Raw genomic sequence first — 19,198 nt, forward strand, 5'->3', positions numbered from 1 at the left:
CGTCATCAACCGCAGTAACCCTACAACCCTCAACCGGAGTGACCATGACGGATATCATGCACGCGGGTGCCGCCACAGCACCCGGTAACGCCCCCAGACCTGTGCTGGAAATCGACGACCTGAGCGTCAGCTTTAGCGGCCGTTCCGGCACGCATCAGGCGCTAAAAGGCATTTCCTTTACCGTCAATAAAGGGGAAGTGGTCGCCGTGGTCGGCGAAAGTGGTTCAGGCAAGTCCGTGACGTCACTCACCGTGATGGGGCTGCTGGCGGACTCTGCCAACATCGAACGCGGCGCGCTCCGTTTTACCGCACGCGACGGTCAGCAGCATGACCTGTTGAGCATGAAAGCGGAAGCACGCCGTAAGCTGCGCGGTCGCGATCTCGCCATGATTTTCCAGGAACCGATGACTTCGCTCAATCCGGTGCTGAAAGTCGGCGACCAGCTCACAGAAGCGCTGCTTGACCATAAGATCTGTGATGCCGCCAGCGCGGACAAAAAAGCCCGTGAACTGCTGCACAAGGTCCGTATCGCGGATGTCGACCGTGTGATGAAAAGCTACCCGCACTCGCTGTCCGGCGGGATGCGCCAGCGCGTGATGATCGCACAGGCGCTGGCCTGCGACCCACAACTGCTGATTGCCGATGAACCGACCACTGCGCTGGACGTCACCGTGCAGGCGCGCATTCTGCAAATCCTGCGCGACCTGCAACAGCAGAGCGACATGGCGGTGCTGTTTATTACGCACGATATGGGCGTGGTAGCGGAAATCGCCGATCGCGTGGTGGTGATGTATCGCGGCGAAATCGTGGAGCAAGGCACCGTCGAACAGATTTTTGCCGCACCACAGCACCCGTATACCCAGTCGCTGCTGGCCGCCGTACCCAAACTGGGCGACATGCGCGACAGCCTCTGGCCGAAACGTTTCCCACTGCTAGGGCAGGCTGCCGACCCGGCGAATATTGAACAAGTCACCGCCCGCTATGACGCCGAGCCGCTGTTAGATATTCGCGGGCTGCGGGTTTATTACCCGATGCGCAGCGGGATTTTGTCCACCGTAACTCACCACGTTCACGCGGTAGAACAGATCGATTTTAACGTCTGGCCGGGCGAAACGCTGGCTATCGTTGGGGAAAGCGGCTGTGGCAAATCCACCACCGGACGCGCCCTGCTACGTCTGGTACAGAGCGAAGCCGAAAGCATCCATTTTCAGGGCAACGAAATTTCCCAGATGAAAGAGCGTGATTTCCAGCCGCTGCGTCGGGAAATGCAGATGGTGTTTCAAGACCCGTATGCCTCGCTCAACCCGCGCCTGACGGTCGGCTTTACCATCGCCGAACCGCTGCTGCTCCACGGATTGGTGAAATCACTGGAAGAAGCGACACCACAGGTGCAGGCGCTGTTAAAAAGCGTCGGCCTGCTGCCTGAGCACGCGCGCCGTTATCCGCACGAATTTTCCGGCGGGCAGCGTCAGCGTATCGCGATTGCCCGCGCGATGGCGCTACAGCCGCAGGTCATCATTGCTGACGAAGCCGTTTCAGCGCTGGATGTGTCGATTCAGGCACAGGTCGTCAACCTGATGATGGATCTCCAGAAGAAAACCGGCGTGTCGTGGATTTTCATTTCGCACGATATGGCCGTTGTTGAGCGCATCGCCAACCGCGTCGCGGTGATGTACCTCGGCCAGATTGTGGAGATCGGCCCGCGCCAGTCGGTGTTTAACGATCCACAGCATCCGTATACCAGCCGCCTGTTGGCCTCAGTTCCAATTGCCGATCCAACGCGTCGCGGTACACGCCAGTTTGACGACAGCGAAATCCCCTCTCCTTTGCGTAAAGCAGGTGAGACCGTCGCCAAAACGCGCTACCGAGAGGTCGCGCCGCAGCACTGGGTCGCCGACAACGAATCGGCAGCCTGAAACACGATGTAGTTACAAAAGAATAGTGAAAAAACACGACATATTGATAAACACAACACACGTTCATTGCTGACCAGGAGAGATAACCATGAAGCCATTTGTTCGCCGCTCTGCCGTTGCCCTCGGGCTCTCACTGTGTCTGGCGGCTGTTGCCCAGGCGCAAGACCTTCGCATTTCTATCTATGCCGACATCACCGGGCTCGACCCGCACGACACCTCGGACACGCTGAGCTACTCCATTCAGAGCGGCATCTTCGAGCGTCTGTTCCAGTTCGATAATAAAATGAAGCTGGTACCGCGTCTGGCGACGGGCTACACCAGTAACGATAACGCCACCGAATTCGTCGTAACGCTGCGTGAAGGCATCACCTTCCAGGACGGCGCACCGTTCAACGCCGACGCCGTTAAAGCCAACCTAGACCGTCTGGCCGATCAGAGCAAAGGTCTGAAGCGCAACAGCCTGTTTAACATGGTGCAAACCGTCACCGTGCTGTCGCCGACACAGGTTAAAATTGAGCTGAACAAATCCTTCGGTGCCTTTGTGAACACGTTGGCGCACCCGTCTGCCGTCATGCACAGTCCGGAAGCCCTGAAGAAATACCCGGACGAAGCACAGCTACGCGTACACCCGGTCGGTACCGGTCCATTCAAGTTCACCGAATGGCAGCAGGGTAAAGACGTGAAGCTGGTGAAATTCGACAACTACTGGCAGAAAGGCTGGCCGAAAGTCGACAGCGTGACCTTCTACCCGACGCCGGAAGACTCCACCCGCGTGGCATCACTGAAATCCGGTCAGGTTGATGCCGTGTATCCGCTGCCTTCCGATCTGATCGCCACCGTACAAAGCGACAGCAAGCTGGCGATTCAGCGCGACCCGAGCATCTATCAATTCTGGCTGGCGATGAACAACCTGCGTCCGCCGTTGAACGATATCCGCGTGCGTCAGGCGCTTAACTACGCCATCAACCGCGACATCTGGCTGAAAGTGGGCTTTGCTGGCATGGGCGTTCCTGCCTCCTCGGCAATGGCGCCGGACGTGCAATTCTTCGCGCGTCAAACCTCGCCGAACTACACCTATAACCCAGAGAAAGCCAAGGCGCTGCTGAAAGAAGCGGGCTATGCCAACGGCCTGAACCTGAAACTGTGGACGACGAACCGCACCGACTACATCCGCAGCGCGCAGTTCTTCAAACAACAGTTAGAGCAGGTTGGCGTCAAAGTCACCGTCACACCGATGGATTCCGGGATGCGTAACGCCAAACTGTTTGGCGTGAAAGATCCGAAAGATGCCGAATTTGACCTGTTCTACAACGGCTGGTCTCCATCCACCGGTGATGCCGACTGGGCGCTGCGTCCGCTGTTCGCCACCGAGTCTTGGGTGCCGGTCGCGTACAACGTCTCCTACTACAGCAACCCGGTAGCGGATAAAGCGATTACTGCCGGTCTGGCCACTGCCGATGCTGACAAACGTGCCGCCGCTTACGCTGACGCACAGCGCCAGATTTGGCAGGACGCGCCTGTAGTCTTCCTGGGTACGCCGGACAACATTGTCGGTAAAACCAAGAACCTCGACGGCGTGTACATGCTGGCAGACGGCTCGCTGATCTTCGATCAGGCTGAATTTAAGTAATCGGTCAGGGAGAACGCCATGTTTGCTTATATCGTCCGACGTTTGCTGGAAATGATCCCGGTTCTGCTGGTGGTCTCCCTGTTAGTGTTCGGTTTTATCAAGCTGTTGCCGGGTGACCCGGCACGTATTTACGCGGGTGCTGATGCGACGATTGAGGCGGTGGAAGCCGCCCGTCAGCAGTTAGGCTTGAATGACCCGCTGCCGCAGCAGTATATCCACTGGCTCGGCGGCCTGTTCAGCGGCGATCTGGGTGTGACGTACCGCACCCAGCAGCCGGTCATCGACGTCATCAGCAAGAGCTTTATGCCTACCATGTGGCTGGCGCTGGCGGGCTTCGTCTGGTCGGTGCTGCTCGGTCTGCTGATTGGCGTGGTGTCCGCACTCAAGCGGGGCAAATGGCAGGACTGGACGCTGATGAGCTTCGCGGTTGGCGGAATTTCCATGCCGCCGTTCTGGCTCGGCCTGCTGCTGATTCAGTTTGTGGCCATGCCGTTCGGCGTCTTTTCCGTCAGCGGTTTTAATCAGCCCAGCGACATCATTCTGCCAGCACTGACGCTCGGAGCCTCGGTAGCCGCCGTCATGGCGCGCTTTACCCGCTCCGCGTTTCTGGAAGTCGCACAGGAAGACTACGTGCGCACCGCGCGATCCAAAGGGCTACGCAATCGGCTGGTCACCTGGAAGCATGTGATGCGTAACGCGCTGATTCCGGTCATCACCATGCTGGGGCTGCAATTCGGCTTCCTGCTCGGTGGCTCCATCGTCGTCGAAAGCGTATTTAGCTGGCCGGGATTGGGCTGGCTGCTGATTGAATCGATCAAGACGCAGGATCAGCCGGTCATTCAGGCTCTGGTCATGCTGTTCGTGTTTGAATTTATTGTCATTAACCTGTTGGTGGACCTGCTGTACGCGGTGGTCAATCCGGCGATTCGCCTACGTTAGGAGACACGATGAACCTGCCTTCCGAACCCGTCGTGGCCGCAGCCACGCTTGATGAAGAGACGATACGTTCGCCGTGGCGCGATTTCGTTCAGGTCTTTATCCGTAACCCGATGGCGCTGGTGTCCAGCGGCTTTGTCCTGCTACTGGTACTGGTTGCGATTTTCGCGCCCTGGCTGGCACCGTGGAACCCGATGGAGCCTGACTGGACGGCGCTGGCTTCACCGCCTTCAGCAGCGCACTGGATGGGCACCGACGATCTCGGACGCGATGTGATGAGCCGCATCATCTACGGCGCACGCATCTCGTTATACATCGGTATCTTTTCCGTCACGCTCGGCATGCTGGTCGGCATCGTCCTCGGCCTGCTGGCAGGCTACTACGGCCGCTGGGTGGATACGCTGATCATGCGCGGTTCCGACGTGCTGTTCGCCTTCCCCGGCATGCTGCTGGCGATTGCGGTCGTCGCCATCCTCGGCCCTGGCCTGAATAACGTGATTATCGCTGTCGCCGTCTTCAGCGTGCCGGTTTTCGCGCGAATCGTGCGAGCCTCTACGCTATCGCTGAAACAGGCAGCCTATGTAGAAGCGGTACGCTGTGCCGGTGCGCCGGATCCCATCATACTGATGCGCCACATCCTGCCCGGTACGCTGCCTAACGTGATCGTCTATTTCACCATGCGTATCGGCACCAGCATCCTGACGGCGGCAGGGCTGAGCTTCATCGGCCTTGGCCCAGAGCCGGACGTACCGGAATGGGGCAATATTCTGGCGATGAGCCGCAGCCTGATGATGGCTGGTGCCTGGCACGTCAGCGTGTTCCCCGGTCTGGCGATTTTCTTTACCGTGCTGGCGTTTAACCTGCTCGGGGATGCGCTGCGTGATACGCTCGATCCCAAACTGAAAAGCTGAGGAAGGCGATGCACGGCGATCACCAGATAAACGACTATCACCAGCAACAGCAGGCGCTGTTGCTACAACGCTGGAAAACGACGCGGCAGTTGGGTACGCCACGCTCGGCTAGCGGACCACAGAACAGTATCAGTGATGTGGCAGGCGTGCGCGTCGGCCACTGCACGCTGGCGGCTGGGGAAGTGCAAACCGGCGTCACAGCGATTGTGCCGCCCGGCGAGAACCTGTTCACCCAGCCTCTGCCCTGCGGCGCGGCAGTGCTGAACGGCTTCGCCAAGCCCGTCGGACTGGTACAGATTGAGGAACTGGGACAGCTGCAAACGCCTATCCTGCTCAGCAACACGCTGGCGACCGGCACGCTGTTTACCACGCTGGTGCGCGACGCCATTGCCCGTAATCCTGAACTGGGTCGCACGCTGCCGACGGTGAACCCGCTGGCGTTGGAGTGCAACGACGGCTGGCTGAACGACATTCAGGCGCTGGCGGTGACGGAGCACATGGCGCGACAGGCGCTGGACAGTGCAGCAGACCGCTTCGCTCGCGGCAGCGTCGGTGCAGGACGCGGAATGAGCTGCTTTAGCCTGAAAGGAGGCATCGGCACCGCATCACGCCTGATCCCCGAATTGAACGCCACGCTTGGCGTACTGGTGCTGGCAAACTTCGGTACGCTTTCCTCACTGACGCTGGACGGCGTGCAGATGGGAAGCGCCATTGCGCCCATCCTGCCGGAGCTTGCGCCACAGCAGGATGCCGGATCGATCATCATTATCATGGCGACAGATGCCCCACTCGACGCCCGTCAGCTGAAGCGCATCGCCAAACGCGCTGGCGCAGGGCTTGGTCGACTCGGCAGTTACTGGGGACACGGTTCCGGTGATATCGCCGTCGCGTTCTCTACCTGCCCACAGCCACAGCCGCCGGAGGATGCGCAGCTTGAACCGCTGTTAAGCGCCGCCGCCGACGCCACCGAACACGCGGTACTCGACGCCATGCTTCAGGCTGACGCCGTGACCGGTTTTCGCGGTCATCATCGCCCGACGCTGCCACAGGCGTTGGATCGGCTGGCCGCAGCGCTTTATCCATAAGCCCATTCTTCCGTAGGAAACTGATTATGAAAGTGTTTATTTCTGCTGATATCGAAGGGATCGCGGGCGTCATGCGCCCGGAACAGTGCAGCCCCGGCACCGCGGAATACCAGTTGGCACGCGGCCTGATGGAGCAGGAAGTGAATGCCGCGATTGACGGCGCGTTCGCGGGTGGCGCAACAGAAGTCGTCGTTGCCGACAGCCACGCGGCGATGGTCAACCTGCGCGCAGAGAACATCGACCCTCGCGCCCGGCTGGTACAGGGCAAACCGCGCGGCTATTCGATGATTGAAGGGCTGGAACAGCAGCAATTCGACGGCCTGATGTTCATCGGCTACCACAGCGCGGCGGGCGAGTTTGGCGTGCTGTCGCATACCATCAACGGTCGTGCATTCTACCGCGTGCGCATCAACGGTGAAATCATGGGCGAGAGCGACATCTACGCTGCCGCTGGCGTAGAACAGAAGACACCACTGTGGCTGGTTAGCGGAGACGACACGCTCCAGAGCTGGATCGCCCGCTACTACCCCGCCACTGACTACGCCTGCGTCAAACGCGCCATCTCGCAGCACGCGGCTGAATCCCTCAGCACCGAGCAAGCGCGTCAGGTGATTCGTGACGCGGCAAAAGCGGCGGTAGAAAAAGCCCACCAGACGCTGAATTCGCGGATTCAGGCGCCCTATCGTCTCGAACTGATGGTGGCAAAACCGGTACTGGCCGATCTATTCTGTCTGCTGCCGAGCGTTGAACGTTTGGATGCCATAACCGTAGGTTATACGGCGCAGAGCATGCGGGAAATCACCAGCCTGCTGGGCGCGTTTTCCTATCTGGCGACAACGCAAAACTGATTCCGGTCTATCCGCCTCTTTTAGAGAGCCGTAAACCGACTGAAAAGAGAATTTATCGCATGACGAAACCCGTGATTGTGATCCACGGTGGCGCTGGTGCGCTGACCCGCTCGGCCATGAGCCCTGAAAAAGAACAGCGCTATCTGGCCGCGCTGTCCGAGATTGTCGCCAGCGGACAACGCATTCTGGCCGAAAACGGCAGTGCGCTGGATGCCGTGACGGAGGCCGTCCGTCTGCTGGAAGAGTGCCCGCTGTTCAACGCCGGACACGGCTCAGTCTTCACCCACGCGGAAACCCACGAACTGGACGCCAGCATCATGGACGGACGTTCGCTGGATGCTGGCGCGGTGAGCTGCGTCAGCCATATCCGTAACCCGATTCTGGCAGCCCGTACCGTTCTCGAAGCCAGTCCGCACGTGATGTTTACCGCTGACGGCGCGGAAGCATTTGCAGAACAGCACGGTCTGGAAAAGGTTGACCCTGCATTTTTCTCCACCGACGAACGCCGCCAACAGTTGTATAACGCGCAGGCAGGCGCAGGCCGCGTCATTCTCGACCATGACGGCCAGAGCGACCCTATCGATCCCGACCGTAAATTTGGTACCGTCGGCGCGGTCGCGCTCGACAGCGCAGGAAATCTTGCGGCAGCCACCTCAACGGGCGGCATGACCAACAAACAGGCCGGACGCGTGGGCGACAGCCCGATTATCGGCGCAGGCTGCTACGCCAATAACCAGACGGTCGCCGTTTCCTGCACCGGTACGGGCGAAGTCTTTATGCGTGCTGTCGCCGCCTATGATGTCTCGGCGCTGATGGAATACGCCGGACTCACGCTACAGCAGGCCAGCGATCGCGTCGTGATGGAGAAACTGGTGCGGATGGACGGCAGCGGTGGGCTGATTGCCGTCGACAAAGCGGGCAATATCGCCCTGCCGTTTAACAGTGAAGGCATGTACCGCGGCTACGGCTACGTGGGAGAAGCCCCCATCGCCGATATCTATCGTTAAGCTATCAGCAGTCGAAACAGAGCCAAATCGCCCAATATCGGTGCAATCGCACCATTATTGGGCATCAAAATAGTGCACAAAGCGCCCTCATCGCTTATCTATCGACCATTCATCGCGGCCTTATACCCTAAATAATTCGAGTTTCAGGAAGGCGGCAAGAGAAGGAATCCCGATGAGCTTACTCAGGTAAGTGATTCGGGTGACTGAACGTAGCCAACGCACATGCAACTTGAAGTATGACGGGTATATAATCTGGCGTAATAATTGCAGAACTTTTGGTTATTACTCATACGATGCTCATCAGAAAGCGTCAGCCGGAGCCTGCACCATGCGATTACGCCATATTGAAATCTTCCAGGCCATTGTTCAGGCAGGCACCATCAGCGGCGCCGCCCGTTTGCTCAACGTTTCACAGCCCAACGTCAGTCGGGTATTGAACCACGCGGAACAGCAGCTCGGTTTTTCCCTGTTTGAACGTCGAACTCAGGGGATGGTCGCCACCGAAGAAGGGCTGCGCCTCATCCCGAAAGTGCAGGAGCTTTTCAGCCATCTGCAAAGCATCAGTTCCCTTACCGAACAAATCAAAACCAGCAAGGCACACTCCGTACGGCTGGGTGCAGCACACGCGTTCGGGCAGATGATCGTGGCGCCAACGCTGGTGGAATTTCATAAGCAAGCAGCCTCGGTTAACGTCGAACTCGTCACCGAACACTTCAGCACGCTGTGCCAGAACATCCTGCAAAACCAGCTCGATTTCGCGCTGATCTTTGGTCAGCAGGTGCCGTCCGAGCTACTGGCTGAACCACTGTTCCAATCCACGATGGTTGCCCTGCTGCCAAAAAACAGCCCGATAAACGGCCCGGTATCGCTGGAATGGCTGTGCAACAACAACCTGCTGATGATGCAGCATCAGGACCCGCTCGGTCAGGTGGTACACCGTGCGCTGCGCGACAAAGCGCTACAGCCGGCGGCGTCGCTCTATATCAAAACCTACTCGGTGATCGCCGACATGGTGCTGGCGGGCGGCGGTGCGGGCATTGTCGATCTCTTTACCGCCTGCCGCTATGCCGACCAGCTCAAAATCGTCCCTATCGACCAGCCGCTGCCTTTTGAAGTCACGCTGATCAGCCGTCGTGATAACCCGCAGTCACAGGCGACGCTGCAACTGAAACAGATGATGAAAAATCGCTGTCGCGACATCGCCAGACAAAACGAAGCCCTGCTTAACGCCGCCTGATTCACGACAGATACCACGGACGGTTTTTTCTATCCCCTGCGGGAGCCCAACGCTATAATCCCCTCATCATTTGCTTAACAGGTATGCACCAATGATTCGCAGCATGACCGCTTACGCCCGCCGAGAAATCAAGGGCAACTGGGGAAGCGCAGCCTGGGAACTTCGTTCCGTTAACCAGCGCTATCTGGAAACCTATCTTCGTTTACCGGAACAATTCCGCAGCCTCGAACCCGTCGCCCGTGAGCGCATTCGCGCCCGTTTGACCCGTGGCAAAATCGAATGCAACCTGCGTTTTGAGCTCGACCCGAGTGCGCAAAGTGCGCTGATTCTGAACGAGAAACTGGCGAAGCAACTTGTTGAGGCCGCCAACTGGGTCAAAATGCAGAGCGACGAAGGGGAAATCAACCCGGTTGATATTCTGCGCTGGCCCGGCGTAATGTCGGCGGAAGAGCAGGATTTGGACGCTATTAGCGCCGAACTGCTGACCGCACTGGAAGGCGCGCTGGATGACTTCATCGCCGCGCGTGAAAGCGAAGGCAACGCGCTGAAAGCGCTGATCGAACAGCGTCTGGCGGGTGTCAGCGCCGAAGTCGTCAAAGTACGTGCCCAAATGCCGAACATCCTGCTCTGGCAGCGCGAACGTCTGCAAAGCAAGCTGGAAGATGCGCAGGTACAGCTGGAAAATAACCGTCTGGAACAGGAACTGGTGCTGATGGCGCAGCGTGTCGACGTCGCCGAAGAACTCGACCGCCTCGACGCTCACGTCAAAGAAACCTACAAAATCCTGAAAAAAGAAGAAGCCGTCGGCCGCCGCCTCGACTTCATGATGCAGGAATTCAACCGCGAGTCGAACACGCTGGCCTCGAAATCCATCAACGCCGACGTCACCGCGTCAGCGATTGAATTGAAGGTGCTAATCGAGCAAATGCGGGAACAGATTCAGAATATTGAGTAACGTTTCACGCGATCTCGCGTTGTCTCGTCAAGATAAAAAGGCCATTGTAAATCATGGCCTTTTTTGTTTTATAGTGTCTTATAAAGTATCACTACAGCGCGTGTTTTATGTGTACATAGACGTGTACATACCGGCCGGATAACTCACCATCATATTTAAATCATAGAAGCAATAAACGGAATTATAAAAAATGGGCTTAAAGAAAATATTTTCGTATGTAGTTAAAGAATTTATTAACACATATACCACGATGGCTCTAATGATTGGTTTAGGTGTTTTATTCTACGAATTCATCCCTGAGCATTGGGGAAAACTGACTATTCTTACCATTGTCATTATTATCTATGTTGACGTGAAATTCTTTTCAAAAAAATCAGACCGAAAGTAAATTAGCCTTAATTATCAGTAGACAACATATCAAAGCATGCTTGTTCGCGTATGAACATAAACTCGCTCTGTTCTCCCACCGTTATTCATAATCAGACGGATAATGTCACGACCCATTTTTCTTTTCGTTACAGAAACACGCTACGAAACTCGTAGTATCTGAACTCGTAAAAAGCATCGACAATTGGCGGCACTGACTTTCAAGGAGGATCGCCAATGACCACGATAAATACTGCCGCTACCGAGAGTTCCATTACCATTTTCCGAGACCTGATCGCTTCGTTACCCGTTGAGCACCTTAGTCGTGCTCAACGCGACGATCTCAGCGCAATCGCCACAGAGTCAGTTGAAGGATTGTGCCACGGTCTGCAATATGCCAGCGAATCACTGGCGACAGAAACCACCACAGAAAATCTTCAACAACTCAGCGCCTATTTCAACGCATGTGCACACCTGATTCCGGCATTGCTGGTAATCAGCGAACAGGCCAAAAATCTGTTCATTTCACACCAACAAGCTGCTGTATTATCCGTTGAATGACGGAACCACCGAAACATACGGTTGAGGTGTGAATTCAGGAGAACACAGATGCAAATCGATACCTCAACCAACATCAGTAATACGGCATCTTCCAAACTGGATAACACAGTGGAAGCCACCCACAAAGGCATGAAACCTGCCGCTGCGGTTGGTAAAGAGGGCATAGAGGCGTACCAGAATGCCAAGTTAGACGCCGAATTTGCTCTCATCATGCGGCGCCACAGCCATACCATTGAAGCGCTGAACGACCGATGATGCATGCAACAAAATAGGACTGTATTCCTACAATAGCGCCAAAATCTACCCACGCTTTCATCGGTCACAGATTGACCAATTCTTAAATGACCAGTAGACTCAACCCATGTAGACCAACTTTTTTGAAGAATTTGACCAACTCTTCGGAGGACCTGTGCAAAAAATCAATCTCTACGAGGCAAAGACCAATTTCTCTAAAATTATCAACCATGTATCTGAAACGGGAGAATCCTATGTCATCGCCCGCAACGGTAAACCCGTAGCGAAGATCGTTCCCCTTACCGTTACTGAGAAAACGCCACGCATTGGTTTCATGAAGGGCCAAGTTTCAGCCCCAGATAATTTTAATGATTTGAATAAAGAAGAAATTATCGACATGTTTAATGGGAAATCATGATGACAATCAACAAGGACGATGTACCAAAACGACGCTCTGCTGGCTACTTGTTAGATACGCATGCGTTGATTTGGTTAGCAGGAGAGCCGGAAAAACTTAGCAGCGACGCCATCGCCATTCTTTCCGATGACAATAACCGTTTTTACTTTTCTTCCATCAGCATACAAGAGATAGCAATCAAAACTGCGTTGAACAAACCCCGCTTTAGCATTGATGCAGAGGCTATGACGAAAGGTTTATTATCAGCGGGTTATCTTGAGCTTCCTATGCAGGCAACTCACGCCTATAACCTCGCTGACTTACCAGAAATGCACCAAGACCCGTTTGACCGAATGTTAGTCTCTCAGGCAAAAATAGAAGGTCTGGCATTAATAACGAACGATGGAAATATCATCAAGTATTGCTCAGGGTACATCAACGTGATCGAGTGCTGTTAGTACACCAGTGAAAAACAGGGGAAAAACAACCGCCATGCGTTACCTCGTCCTCCCCGCCATTCTTCTTGTGTTAACCGGCTGCAAGGCGCTCACCACCTTCGATAAATACGCCACGATGCGTCTTTATGAAGTTTATGAAGCCGAGAATCTTTCTGCCTGTGATTACAAACCACAGTTTCGTGACTGCACCGTGGATAAGCGATCTTTTAACGTCAGAATTACTGACGATAAGAGCAAAATTGCGTTAGTGGTAGGAAAGCGTTATGCCTATTTCGGCTTCACGCGTGATGATTTTTCGCGCCAGACGCAGCCGCTTCGTGATTTCCTGATTTGGGCGGAAGATCCGAATGCGCAAGATAAACAGATCAAGCAATTACGTAAGGCCGGAAACGTTGGCGGAAGTCTGTTTTACAACACGGAGGTGGAATATCAGTTCGATTACCTGCACACGCGTGCCGATATTCCGCTGCTCGTCGTTAAACCGCATGAAAACGCGAATTCTTACGGTCTGACCGTCGAAGAAGTGAAAAACCTGCTGTCGGTGATGGATGCCTGGTATGCCAGCACGTTTTCCGGGAAACAGCTCACCTAAACATAGTGAAGGCGGCCAGACAGATCGCGTCTGGCCGAGTAGCAGCATTAAAACTTATGCACTCTGGAATCAAATCCACCGCAGTTTTTCAGCATCAAATCTTTGACGGGGCGGCGGTCGTAGTAGCCTTTTTCCGTCTTGAACACTTCGTAGACTTCAATGCGGCGTGGCGAATAAATATCAACAAATTTACCAGTAACATAATAGTAATTCCCCACCACGGGCTTAAAGGTCACGGAACTAAATCCACCATTCGCAGCAATCATTCTGACTGCAATATTGTGTTGCGCGCTGACCCAAAATTCACGAATCATCGTTGGTGTTTCTGGAATAGCTGGGAAGCCGAGTTCTTTATTATTGAGTTTAGTTTGGAACCCAAATGCATTATTGGTATAGCCATTTTCTGGCGCATCAATATTAATACATCTGTCAGTCGTCGGATAAACGCGAATATAGTCGAGATTGCGATTATCGAACGTGATACCTACACGGTCATCGCCCTGATAATCTTCCAGCTTATGGCTATAGGTTGCGACCGAACATCCGCTAAGTAATACCGCGCCCATTCCAATCAGAAGCATTTTCCCCAACATAACTATCCCTTACCTTTATAAAATCAGAACATCCTGATTATTTTACGTCGTTTTTTATTCGAAAATTTATTCTGTATTACCTCACCTTAAACACTATTAATAAACGAGGCAACATGGCAATTTCGCTCTATTACACCGCGCGACGCAAAAAATCCCTGAGCCCACAAGAGATCTCTGCCGTAAAGGAGATTATCCGACGCCATTCCGTTGACGAAAAAATTGAGAAATACCTGACGACCGGCGAGGGCCTGAATTGGGAATCCTTTGATTTCGCCCTCAACGTGAAAACCGGTAACGTATTCAGAAAAGGGATCGTGTTTTCTGGCTCAACCACACTTCCCGATAACGACGAGGAAGCCACCTGGGTTGGCGTGCAGCACTGGTGCCAGTGTTTATCCGAAATACGCCTCGCCCTGACACACTGTGAATGGTACGTCGCGGTCGACGACCACAGCATACCGTGGGACGTCGAGGCAAAGGCGTATGACCCCACGCGCTGAAATCTGAGCCTCTGACGCGTGCTGAAGAGGGGACGAAAGACGAATTTGGCCTGTGGTTCTTAGCCAAAGCCCCCGCAGGCGTGGTGTGGATCACGCCCGAGGGGCAAGAGATTTGGACTTAGCGCAGGCGGCTTACTCAGCCTTCTTATTCTCCACACTCTGAGGTTCTACAGCCCGATCATCTGCCGTTTGGTTCACCGCGGCATCGGCCTCTTCGGGAGTGATCGTACTCGCGTAAAGACGGCCTTCCTCGATAAAATCTTCGTCGATACCTTCAATATTTTCCTGATTGTCACGCCCGGACAGGATGTTCCAGCAGGCGATGAACAGCGCAGCAATCAGCGGACCAATCACAAAACCGTTAATCCCGTAGATTTCCATGCCGCCCAGCGTGGCGATCAGAATCAGGTAATCCGGCATTTTGGTGTCTTTCCCCACCAGAAGCGGACGCAGAATGTTATCCACCAGCCCAATCACCAGCACGAAGAACGCGACAATGAAGATCGCCTGCCAGAGCATATCCGTGGCGAACAGGAAGACCGCAGCAGGCACCCAGATAATCGCCGAGCCCACGGCAGGAATCAGCGACAGGAACGCCATCAGCGAGCCCCACAGCAGGCTACCTTCTATCCCTGCGATGGAGAACGCAATGCCGCCCAGCGTCCCCTGCACAATCGCCACCACGGCGGTGCCCTTTACGGTCGCCCGGGATACCGCGGCAAACTTCACCAGCAGGTGGTGCTTCACATGGGTGGAAAGCGGCAGCGATTCCAGAATCAGGTTTACCAGATAGGAACCGTCTTTCAGGAGGAAGAACAGCAGGTAGAGCATCACCCCGAAACCGATGAAGAAGGTGAAGGTGCCTTTGCCGATCAGTAACACGCTGCCCGCCAGATATTGCCCGCCTTTCAGCGCAACCTGAGACAGCTCTTGCTGTATTTTGGCGGCGTTATCCAGATTGTGCTCCGCCAAGAAATGCCGCGCCCACTTCGGCAGATGTTGAAGCAGCTCCGCCAGCACCACCGGGAATTGCGTATTGCTGTCCTGCAATCGGGTATAAACCCCGTTAATCTCAACCACCAGCGAGGAGACAATGACCCCCAATGGAATGAAGACGATCAGGAAGATGATCAGCACCGTCAGCAGCGAGGCAACACCGTTGCGATCGTTCAGTTTTTGCCGAATTTTGCTTTTCAGCGGATGGAAGATGACGGCCAACACCGCCGCCCACAAGATGGCGGAATAATACGGTGCCAGTATGTCAAAAAACGCCAGCGTGACGACAAATAAGATAAGGATGAAGAATCCCTTCGTAAGCCCTTTAATATTCACAACGATTTCCCCTTCATTCAATCTGCTCTCGAAATATAGAACGAAGTGGGGCGTTTGCAATACCGGAAAGAGCGCATAGTGCTGAGGAAACGGCTAGGCGAGCGCCTCATGAGTGGCAATAAAGTCATTTTTTAACTGGCTATACACGGCGGCATCATCGTCGCACGCCAGTGCAGCGGCGCGTTTTATTGCCGTGTACTCGGCACATACGGCTGGGTTTGCCCGCAGATAATCCCGGAAAGCCAGGTGCCGCTGAATATGCCCATCACCGACAACAAAAGCGTGAAGATGGTGCGTGCGCGCATAGCCACCTTTGGTGTAGTAACGACGTCCCGCTATTCCGTTTTCGCCACGAGGACGATAGCCCAGATCGACCATGACATGATCGAAGCTGTCCAAAGCGGATAACGAAACCACTTCCAGCAGCATATCAATCACCGGCTTAGCGGATAGCCCCGGCACGGCCGTGCTGCCGATGTGATGCACATTTACCGCAACTTCGCCGAGCGCCTGCGTGAGTTCCCTTGCCGCCGTTGCATAATTTGTCGCCCACTGTGGATCGTAATCCACTACGGTAATTGTCCGTCCACCCATTCACTGCTCTCCCAACACGGCCTTATCGTGTAAAGGGTATCAACGTTCAGGGGACGATTCAAAAGCCATCGGGAAACGCGGCGAGAGGAAACGTCTCGCCGCTTGATGGGAGCTTACAGGCCATCCAAACGCCGCTGAGTCGCCTGCACCAGCGAATCGGTGGTGATATCAGCAATCGACTTAGCACCCGTGAGCGTCATCGCCACACGCATCTCTTTTTCGATCAGGTTCAGCAGGTTAACCACGCCCGCTTCGCCCGCCGCCGCTAACGCGTAGACAAACGCGCGCCCGAGCATGACGCTGTCCGCCCCCAGCGCAATCATGCGCACCACGTCCAGACCTGTTCGAATACCGGAATCCGCCAGAATGGTGATATCGCCTTTCACCGCATCCGCGATGGCTGGCAGCGCATGTGCCGTCGATAGCACGCCGTCCAACTGGCGACCGCCGTGGTTGGAGACCACGATGCCGTCTGCACCGAATTTCACGGCTTCTTTGGCATCTTCCGGGTCAAGAATACCTTTGATGATCATCGGCCCTTTCCACATCTCGCGGATCCACGCCAAATCCTGCCAGGAAATAGAGGAATCGAAATTCTCCGCCAGCCAGCCGATATAGTTTTCCAGCGTCGTCGGCGTGCCGCGATAGGCGGAAACGTTGCCCAGATCGTGCGGTTTACCGTTCAGGCCAACATCCCATGCCCACTGTGGATGCACCATCGCCTGCAAAACACGGCGTATCGCCGCATTCGGGCCGCTCATGCCAGAGTGCGCATCGCGATAGCGCGCGCCCGGCGTCGGCATATCCACGGTAAATACCAGCGTCTTGACTCCGGCGGCCTGCGCGCGCTCCAGCACGTTGCGCATAAAACCGCGATCTTTTAACACATAGAGCTGAAACCACAGCGGCCGCTCGATAGTCGGTGCCACCTCCTCAATCGGGCAGACAGAGACGGTAGACAGCGTAAAGGGAATGCCCTTTTGCGCCGCGGCACGGGCAGCCTGCACCTCGCCGCGTCGGGCGTACATTCCGGTCAGGCCAACAGGTGCCAGCACCACCGGCATCGCCAGTTTTTCGCCAAACAGCTGTGTTTCCAGACTGAGGTCGGAGACATTTTTCAGGATACGCTGACGCAGCGCGATATCCGCCAGATCGGCGGTATTACGCCTGAGCGTGTGCTCGCCATACGCACCGCCATCGACGTAGTGGAAAAGAAATGGCGGCAGCTTACGCTGCGCCGCCGCCCGGTAGTCCGTTGAAGCAGAGATGATCATCGTCCTTTCCCATCCTTCTTCTTGTTGGTGTCATTCTTGCGGTCAGTAATGACCGTTACTGGAGCTGCTTTTAGTGAAATTGAAGGTACGCGACATGCGTTTGCAGGTATTCCTGCAAGCCGTGTTTGCCATCAGCGCCACCTACACCGGATTTACGCCAGCCCGCATGGAAGCCCTGCATCGCCTCGAAATTCTCACGGTTGATGTAGGTTTCACCAAACTTCAACCCTTTCAGCGCCTTCATTGCGGTGTTGATGTTTTGAGTATAGATCGATGACGTCAGGCCGTATTCGCTGTCGTTTGCCATTTTAATCGCCTCTTCCAGCGTGTCGAAGGTGGCGACGGGCAGCACCGGACCAAACACCTCTTCGTGCATGATCGGCATCTCCTGTTTCACGTCCACCAGCAGCGTGGGCGGGTAGAAATAGCCCGTACCGCTTTCGCGCTTGCCACCAAGCAGCACTTTCGCGCCCTGCGATACCGCTTTTGCGACTTTGTCTTCCACACGCTGTAACGCCGCCGCGCTGATCAGTGGCCCCATATCCAGCGCTTTTTTCTCCGCCGTATTGCCGAAGGTCACCTGCTCCATCGCGGCTTTAATACGCGCGATAAATTCGTCGTAAATGCCTTTCTGTACGTAAACGCGCTCGGCGCAGTTACACACCTGCCCGCTGTTGATGACGCGGGAACTGACAATCGCTTTCACGGCCAGATCGAGATCGGCATCGTCCATCACGATGGCTGGCGCTTTACCGCCCAGTTCCAGCGACACTTTGGTGACGTTCTGCGCCGCCGCCGTCATGGTCGCAATCCCCGCCGCCACGCTGCCAGTCAGGCTAACCATGCCGACTTTCGGGTTAGCGGCCAGCTCTTGTCCGACCGTCGGGCCGTAGCCGGTCACGAAATTGATGACGCCTTTCGGCAGACCAATCTTGTGAATGATTTCGGCGAAAATCACCGCATTATTCGGTGTGATTTCGCTCGGTTTGATGACGATGGTATTGCCGGTGATCAGAGCAGGCGCCGCTTTACGCGCAATCAGGAAGAAGGGGAAGTTCCACGGCAGAATACCGGTCGTGACGCCAATCGCTTTGCGGAAAACGAAGATGTTTTCGTTCGGTCGGTCACTCTGAATAATTTCACCTTCATAACGGCGCGCCCACTCCGCCATGTAGTCGAGGTAGTCAGCGGTGAACAGCACTTCCGTCTGCGCCAGACCGTGCGTTTTACCACCTTCCGCAATGATGGTATCGGTCAGTTCGGCTTCGCGCTCGCGGATACCGTCGGCGATCTTGTGCAGCCAGACGCCGCGTTCAACCGCAGGCAGCGCTTCCCAGCCCGGCTGTGCGGCCTCTGCCGCGTCTATCGCTCTCTTCGCATCGTCAGCGGAGCCTTCCGGGATCTGCGAAATGACCTGCTCTGTGGCCGGATTCACCACATCAATCCACTTCCCGCTGCTGTTTTCAACAAACTCACCGTTGATGTACATACGTTTCTGGGTGGTGCTCATGTCAGGCGTCTCCAAAGTAGGGTAAGGGAATACAACGCATAAACGAGTTGTTAAAAAAACACGTTTTTTTTGTGAAGTTTTGCCATGCTGCGCGATTTGCGCGGCATTTACCTTTTCATGGCTGCCATCTCAGTCTAGCAAGTGGCAAAAAAGCCATGCTAAGCACGCCTGACGTAACACTTTTGCAAAGTCTCGGAGAACGCTGGGGAGTAACGGCAATGGGGGAATAGGCGAAGCAGTGACAGACGCCGCATTCAACGAC

The 19,198-nt window shown here is 55.2% G+C and carries 21 protein-coding genes; 16 read left to right on the forward strand and 5 right to left on the reverse strand.

Annotation, left to right across the window (positions count from 1 at the left end; genetic code table 11):
- The first annotated feature begins 44 nt into the window (after positions 1-44).
- From I2D83_RS21320 to I2D83_RS21385, 14 genes are all read left to right on the forward strand, one after another.
- Complete coding sequence (locus I2D83_RS21320) at positions 45-1,916, forward strand: ABC transporter ATP-binding protein (protein WP_205947259.1); 1,872 nt, start codon at positions 45-47, stop codon at positions 1,914-1,916.
- Between the two features lie 88 nt (positions 1,917-2,004).
- Positions 2,005-3,546 carry a glutathione ABC transporter substrate-binding protein gene (locus tag I2D83_RS21325; protein WP_015842198.1) on the forward strand — a complete coding sequence of 514 codons (1,542 nt, stop codon included), beginning with the start codon at positions 2,005-2,007 and terminating at the stop codon, positions 3,544-3,546.
- Between the two features lie 18 nt (positions 3,547-3,564).
- Entirely contained in the window at positions 3,565-4,485 is a 921-nt protein-coding gene (locus tag I2D83_RS21330; RefSeq protein WP_205947260.1) for an ABC transporter permease, read from the forward strand.
- A gap of 8 nt (positions 4,486-4,493) precedes the next feature.
- Complete coding sequence (locus tag I2D83_RS21335; RefSeq protein WP_205947261.1) at positions 4,494-5,393, forward strand: ABC transporter permease subunit; 900 nt, start codon at positions 4,494-4,496, stop codon at positions 5,391-5,393.
- Between the two features lie 8 nt (positions 5,394-5,401).
- Positions 5,402-6,478: a DmpA family aminopeptidase gene (locus tag I2D83_RS21340; RefSeq protein ID WP_370374889.1), complete on the forward strand. Its 1,077-nt coding sequence runs from the start codon at positions 5,402-5,404 to the stop codon at positions 6,476-6,478.
- Between the two features lie 26 nt (positions 6,479-6,504).
- A complete protein-coding gene (locus I2D83_RS21345) occupies positions 6,505-7,326 on the forward strand; it encodes a M55 family metallopeptidase (protein WP_205947262.1) in 822 nt (273 codons plus the stop codon).
- Between the two features lie 59 nt (positions 7,327-7,385).
- Complete coding sequence (locus I2D83_RS21350) at positions 7,386-8,333, forward strand: isoaspartyl peptidase/L-asparaginase family protein (RefSeq protein WP_205947263.1); 948 nt, start codon at positions 7,386-7,388, stop codon at positions 8,331-8,333.
- Positions 8,334-8,661: 328 nt separating this feature from the next.
- Entirely contained in the window at positions 8,662-9,570 is a 909-nt protein-coding gene (locus tag I2D83_RS21355) for a LysR family transcriptional regulator (protein ID WP_015842203.1), read from the forward strand.
- 91 nt (positions 9,571-9,661) lie between these two features.
- Positions 9,662-10,525 carry a YicC/YloC family endoribonuclease gene (locus I2D83_RS21360; RefSeq protein ID WP_015842204.1) on the forward strand — a complete coding sequence of 288 codons (864 nt, stop codon included), beginning with the start codon at positions 9,662-9,664 and terminating at the stop codon, positions 10,523-10,525.
- Positions 10,526-11,128: 603 nt separating this feature from the next.
- On the forward strand, positions 11,129-11,452 hold the full coding sequence (locus I2D83_RS21365; protein ID WP_181845515.1) for a hypothetical protein: 324 nt from the start codon (positions 11,129-11,131) through the stop codon (positions 11,450-11,452).
- Positions 11,453-11,500: 48 nt separating this feature from the next.
- Positions 11,501-11,707 (forward strand): type II toxin-antitoxin system prevent-host-death family antitoxin, encoded by a 207-nt coding sequence (locus I2D83_RS22460; protein ID WP_241007250.1) that lies wholly within the window; start codon positions 11,501-11,503, stop codon positions 11,705-11,707.
- A 154-nt stretch (positions 11,708-11,861) separates the two neighbouring features.
- Positions 11,862-12,104 carry a type II toxin-antitoxin system Phd/YefM family antitoxin gene (locus I2D83_RS21375; protein WP_095701176.1) on the forward strand — a complete coding sequence of 81 codons (243 nt, stop codon included), beginning with the start codon at positions 11,862-11,864 and terminating at the stop codon, positions 12,102-12,104.
- Positions 12,101-12,541 carry a type II toxin-antitoxin system VapC family toxin gene (locus I2D83_RS21380; RefSeq protein WP_205947264.1) on the forward strand — a complete coding sequence of 147 codons (441 nt, stop codon included), beginning with the start codon at positions 12,101-12,103 and terminating at the stop codon, positions 12,539-12,541. The genes I2D83_RS21375 and I2D83_RS21380 overlap by 4 nt, the downstream gene beginning before the upstream one ends.
- A 34-nt stretch (positions 12,542-12,575) precedes the next feature.
- Complete coding sequence (locus tag I2D83_RS21385) at positions 12,576-13,133, forward strand: hypothetical protein (RefSeq protein WP_205947265.1); 558 nt, start codon at positions 12,576-12,578, stop codon at positions 13,131-13,133.
- 47 nt (positions 13,134-13,180) lie between these two features.
- Here I2D83_RS21385 and I2D83_RS21390 read toward each other — a convergent pair whose 3' ends face one another.
- Entirely contained in the window at positions 13,181-13,726 is a 546-nt protein-coding gene (locus I2D83_RS21390; RefSeq protein ID WP_205947266.1) for a hypothetical protein, read from the reverse strand.
- Between the two features lie 113 nt (positions 13,727-13,839).
- On the opposite strand from I2D83_RS21390, the gene I2D83_RS21395 reads away from it, so the two are divergent.
- Both I2D83_RS21395 and I2D83_RS21400 read left to right on the forward strand, forming a co-directional pair.
- Entirely contained in the window at positions 13,840-14,226 is a 387-nt protein-coding gene (locus I2D83_RS21395; protein ID WP_015842215.1) for a hypothetical protein, read from the forward strand.
- A gap of 50 nt (positions 14,227-14,276) precedes the next feature.
- A complete protein-coding gene (locus I2D83_RS21400; RefSeq protein WP_230458275.1) occupies positions 14,277-14,348 on the forward strand; it encodes a DUF596 domain-containing protein in 72 nt (23 codons plus the stop codon).
- A 10-nt stretch (positions 14,349-14,358) separates the two neighbouring features.
- On the opposite strand, the gene I2D83_RS21405 is transcribed toward I2D83_RS21400, so the two are convergent.
- The 4 genes from I2D83_RS21405 to aldA all read right to left on the reverse strand — a co-directional run bounded on the left by I2D83_RS21405 (position 14,359) and on the right by aldA (position 18,936).
- On the reverse strand, positions 14,359-15,558 hold the full coding sequence (locus I2D83_RS21405) for an AI-2E family transporter (RefSeq protein WP_180778812.1): 1,200 nt from the start codon (positions 15,556-15,558) through the stop codon (positions 14,359-14,361).
- A 93-nt stretch (positions 15,559-15,651) separates the two neighbouring features.
- The gene (locus tag I2D83_RS21410) at positions 15,652-16,152 is read right to left on the reverse strand and encodes a GrpB family protein (protein WP_182100929.1); all 501 of its coding nucleotides are present in this window, start codon (positions 16,150-16,152) and stop codon (positions 15,652-15,654) included.
- Positions 16,153-16,265: 113 nt separating this feature from the next.
- Complete coding sequence (gene lldD / locus I2D83_RS21415) at positions 16,266-17,426, reverse strand: FMN-dependent L-lactate dehydrogenase LldD (protein ID WP_205947267.1); 1,161 nt, start codon at positions 17,424-17,426, stop codon at positions 16,266-16,268.
- A 70-nt stretch (positions 17,427-17,496) separates the two neighbouring features.
- Complete coding sequence (aldA, locus tag I2D83_RS21420) at positions 17,497-18,936, reverse strand: aldehyde dehydrogenase (protein WP_015842219.1); 1,440 nt, start codon at positions 18,934-18,936, stop codon at positions 17,497-17,499.
- Between the last annotated feature and the right edge of the window lie 262 nt (positions 18,937-19,198).

This window comes from Pectobacterium aroidearum (assembly GCF_015689195.1).
GTDB lineage: Bacteria > Pseudomonadota > Gammaproteobacteria > Enterobacterales > Enterobacteriaceae > Pectobacterium > Pectobacterium aroidearum.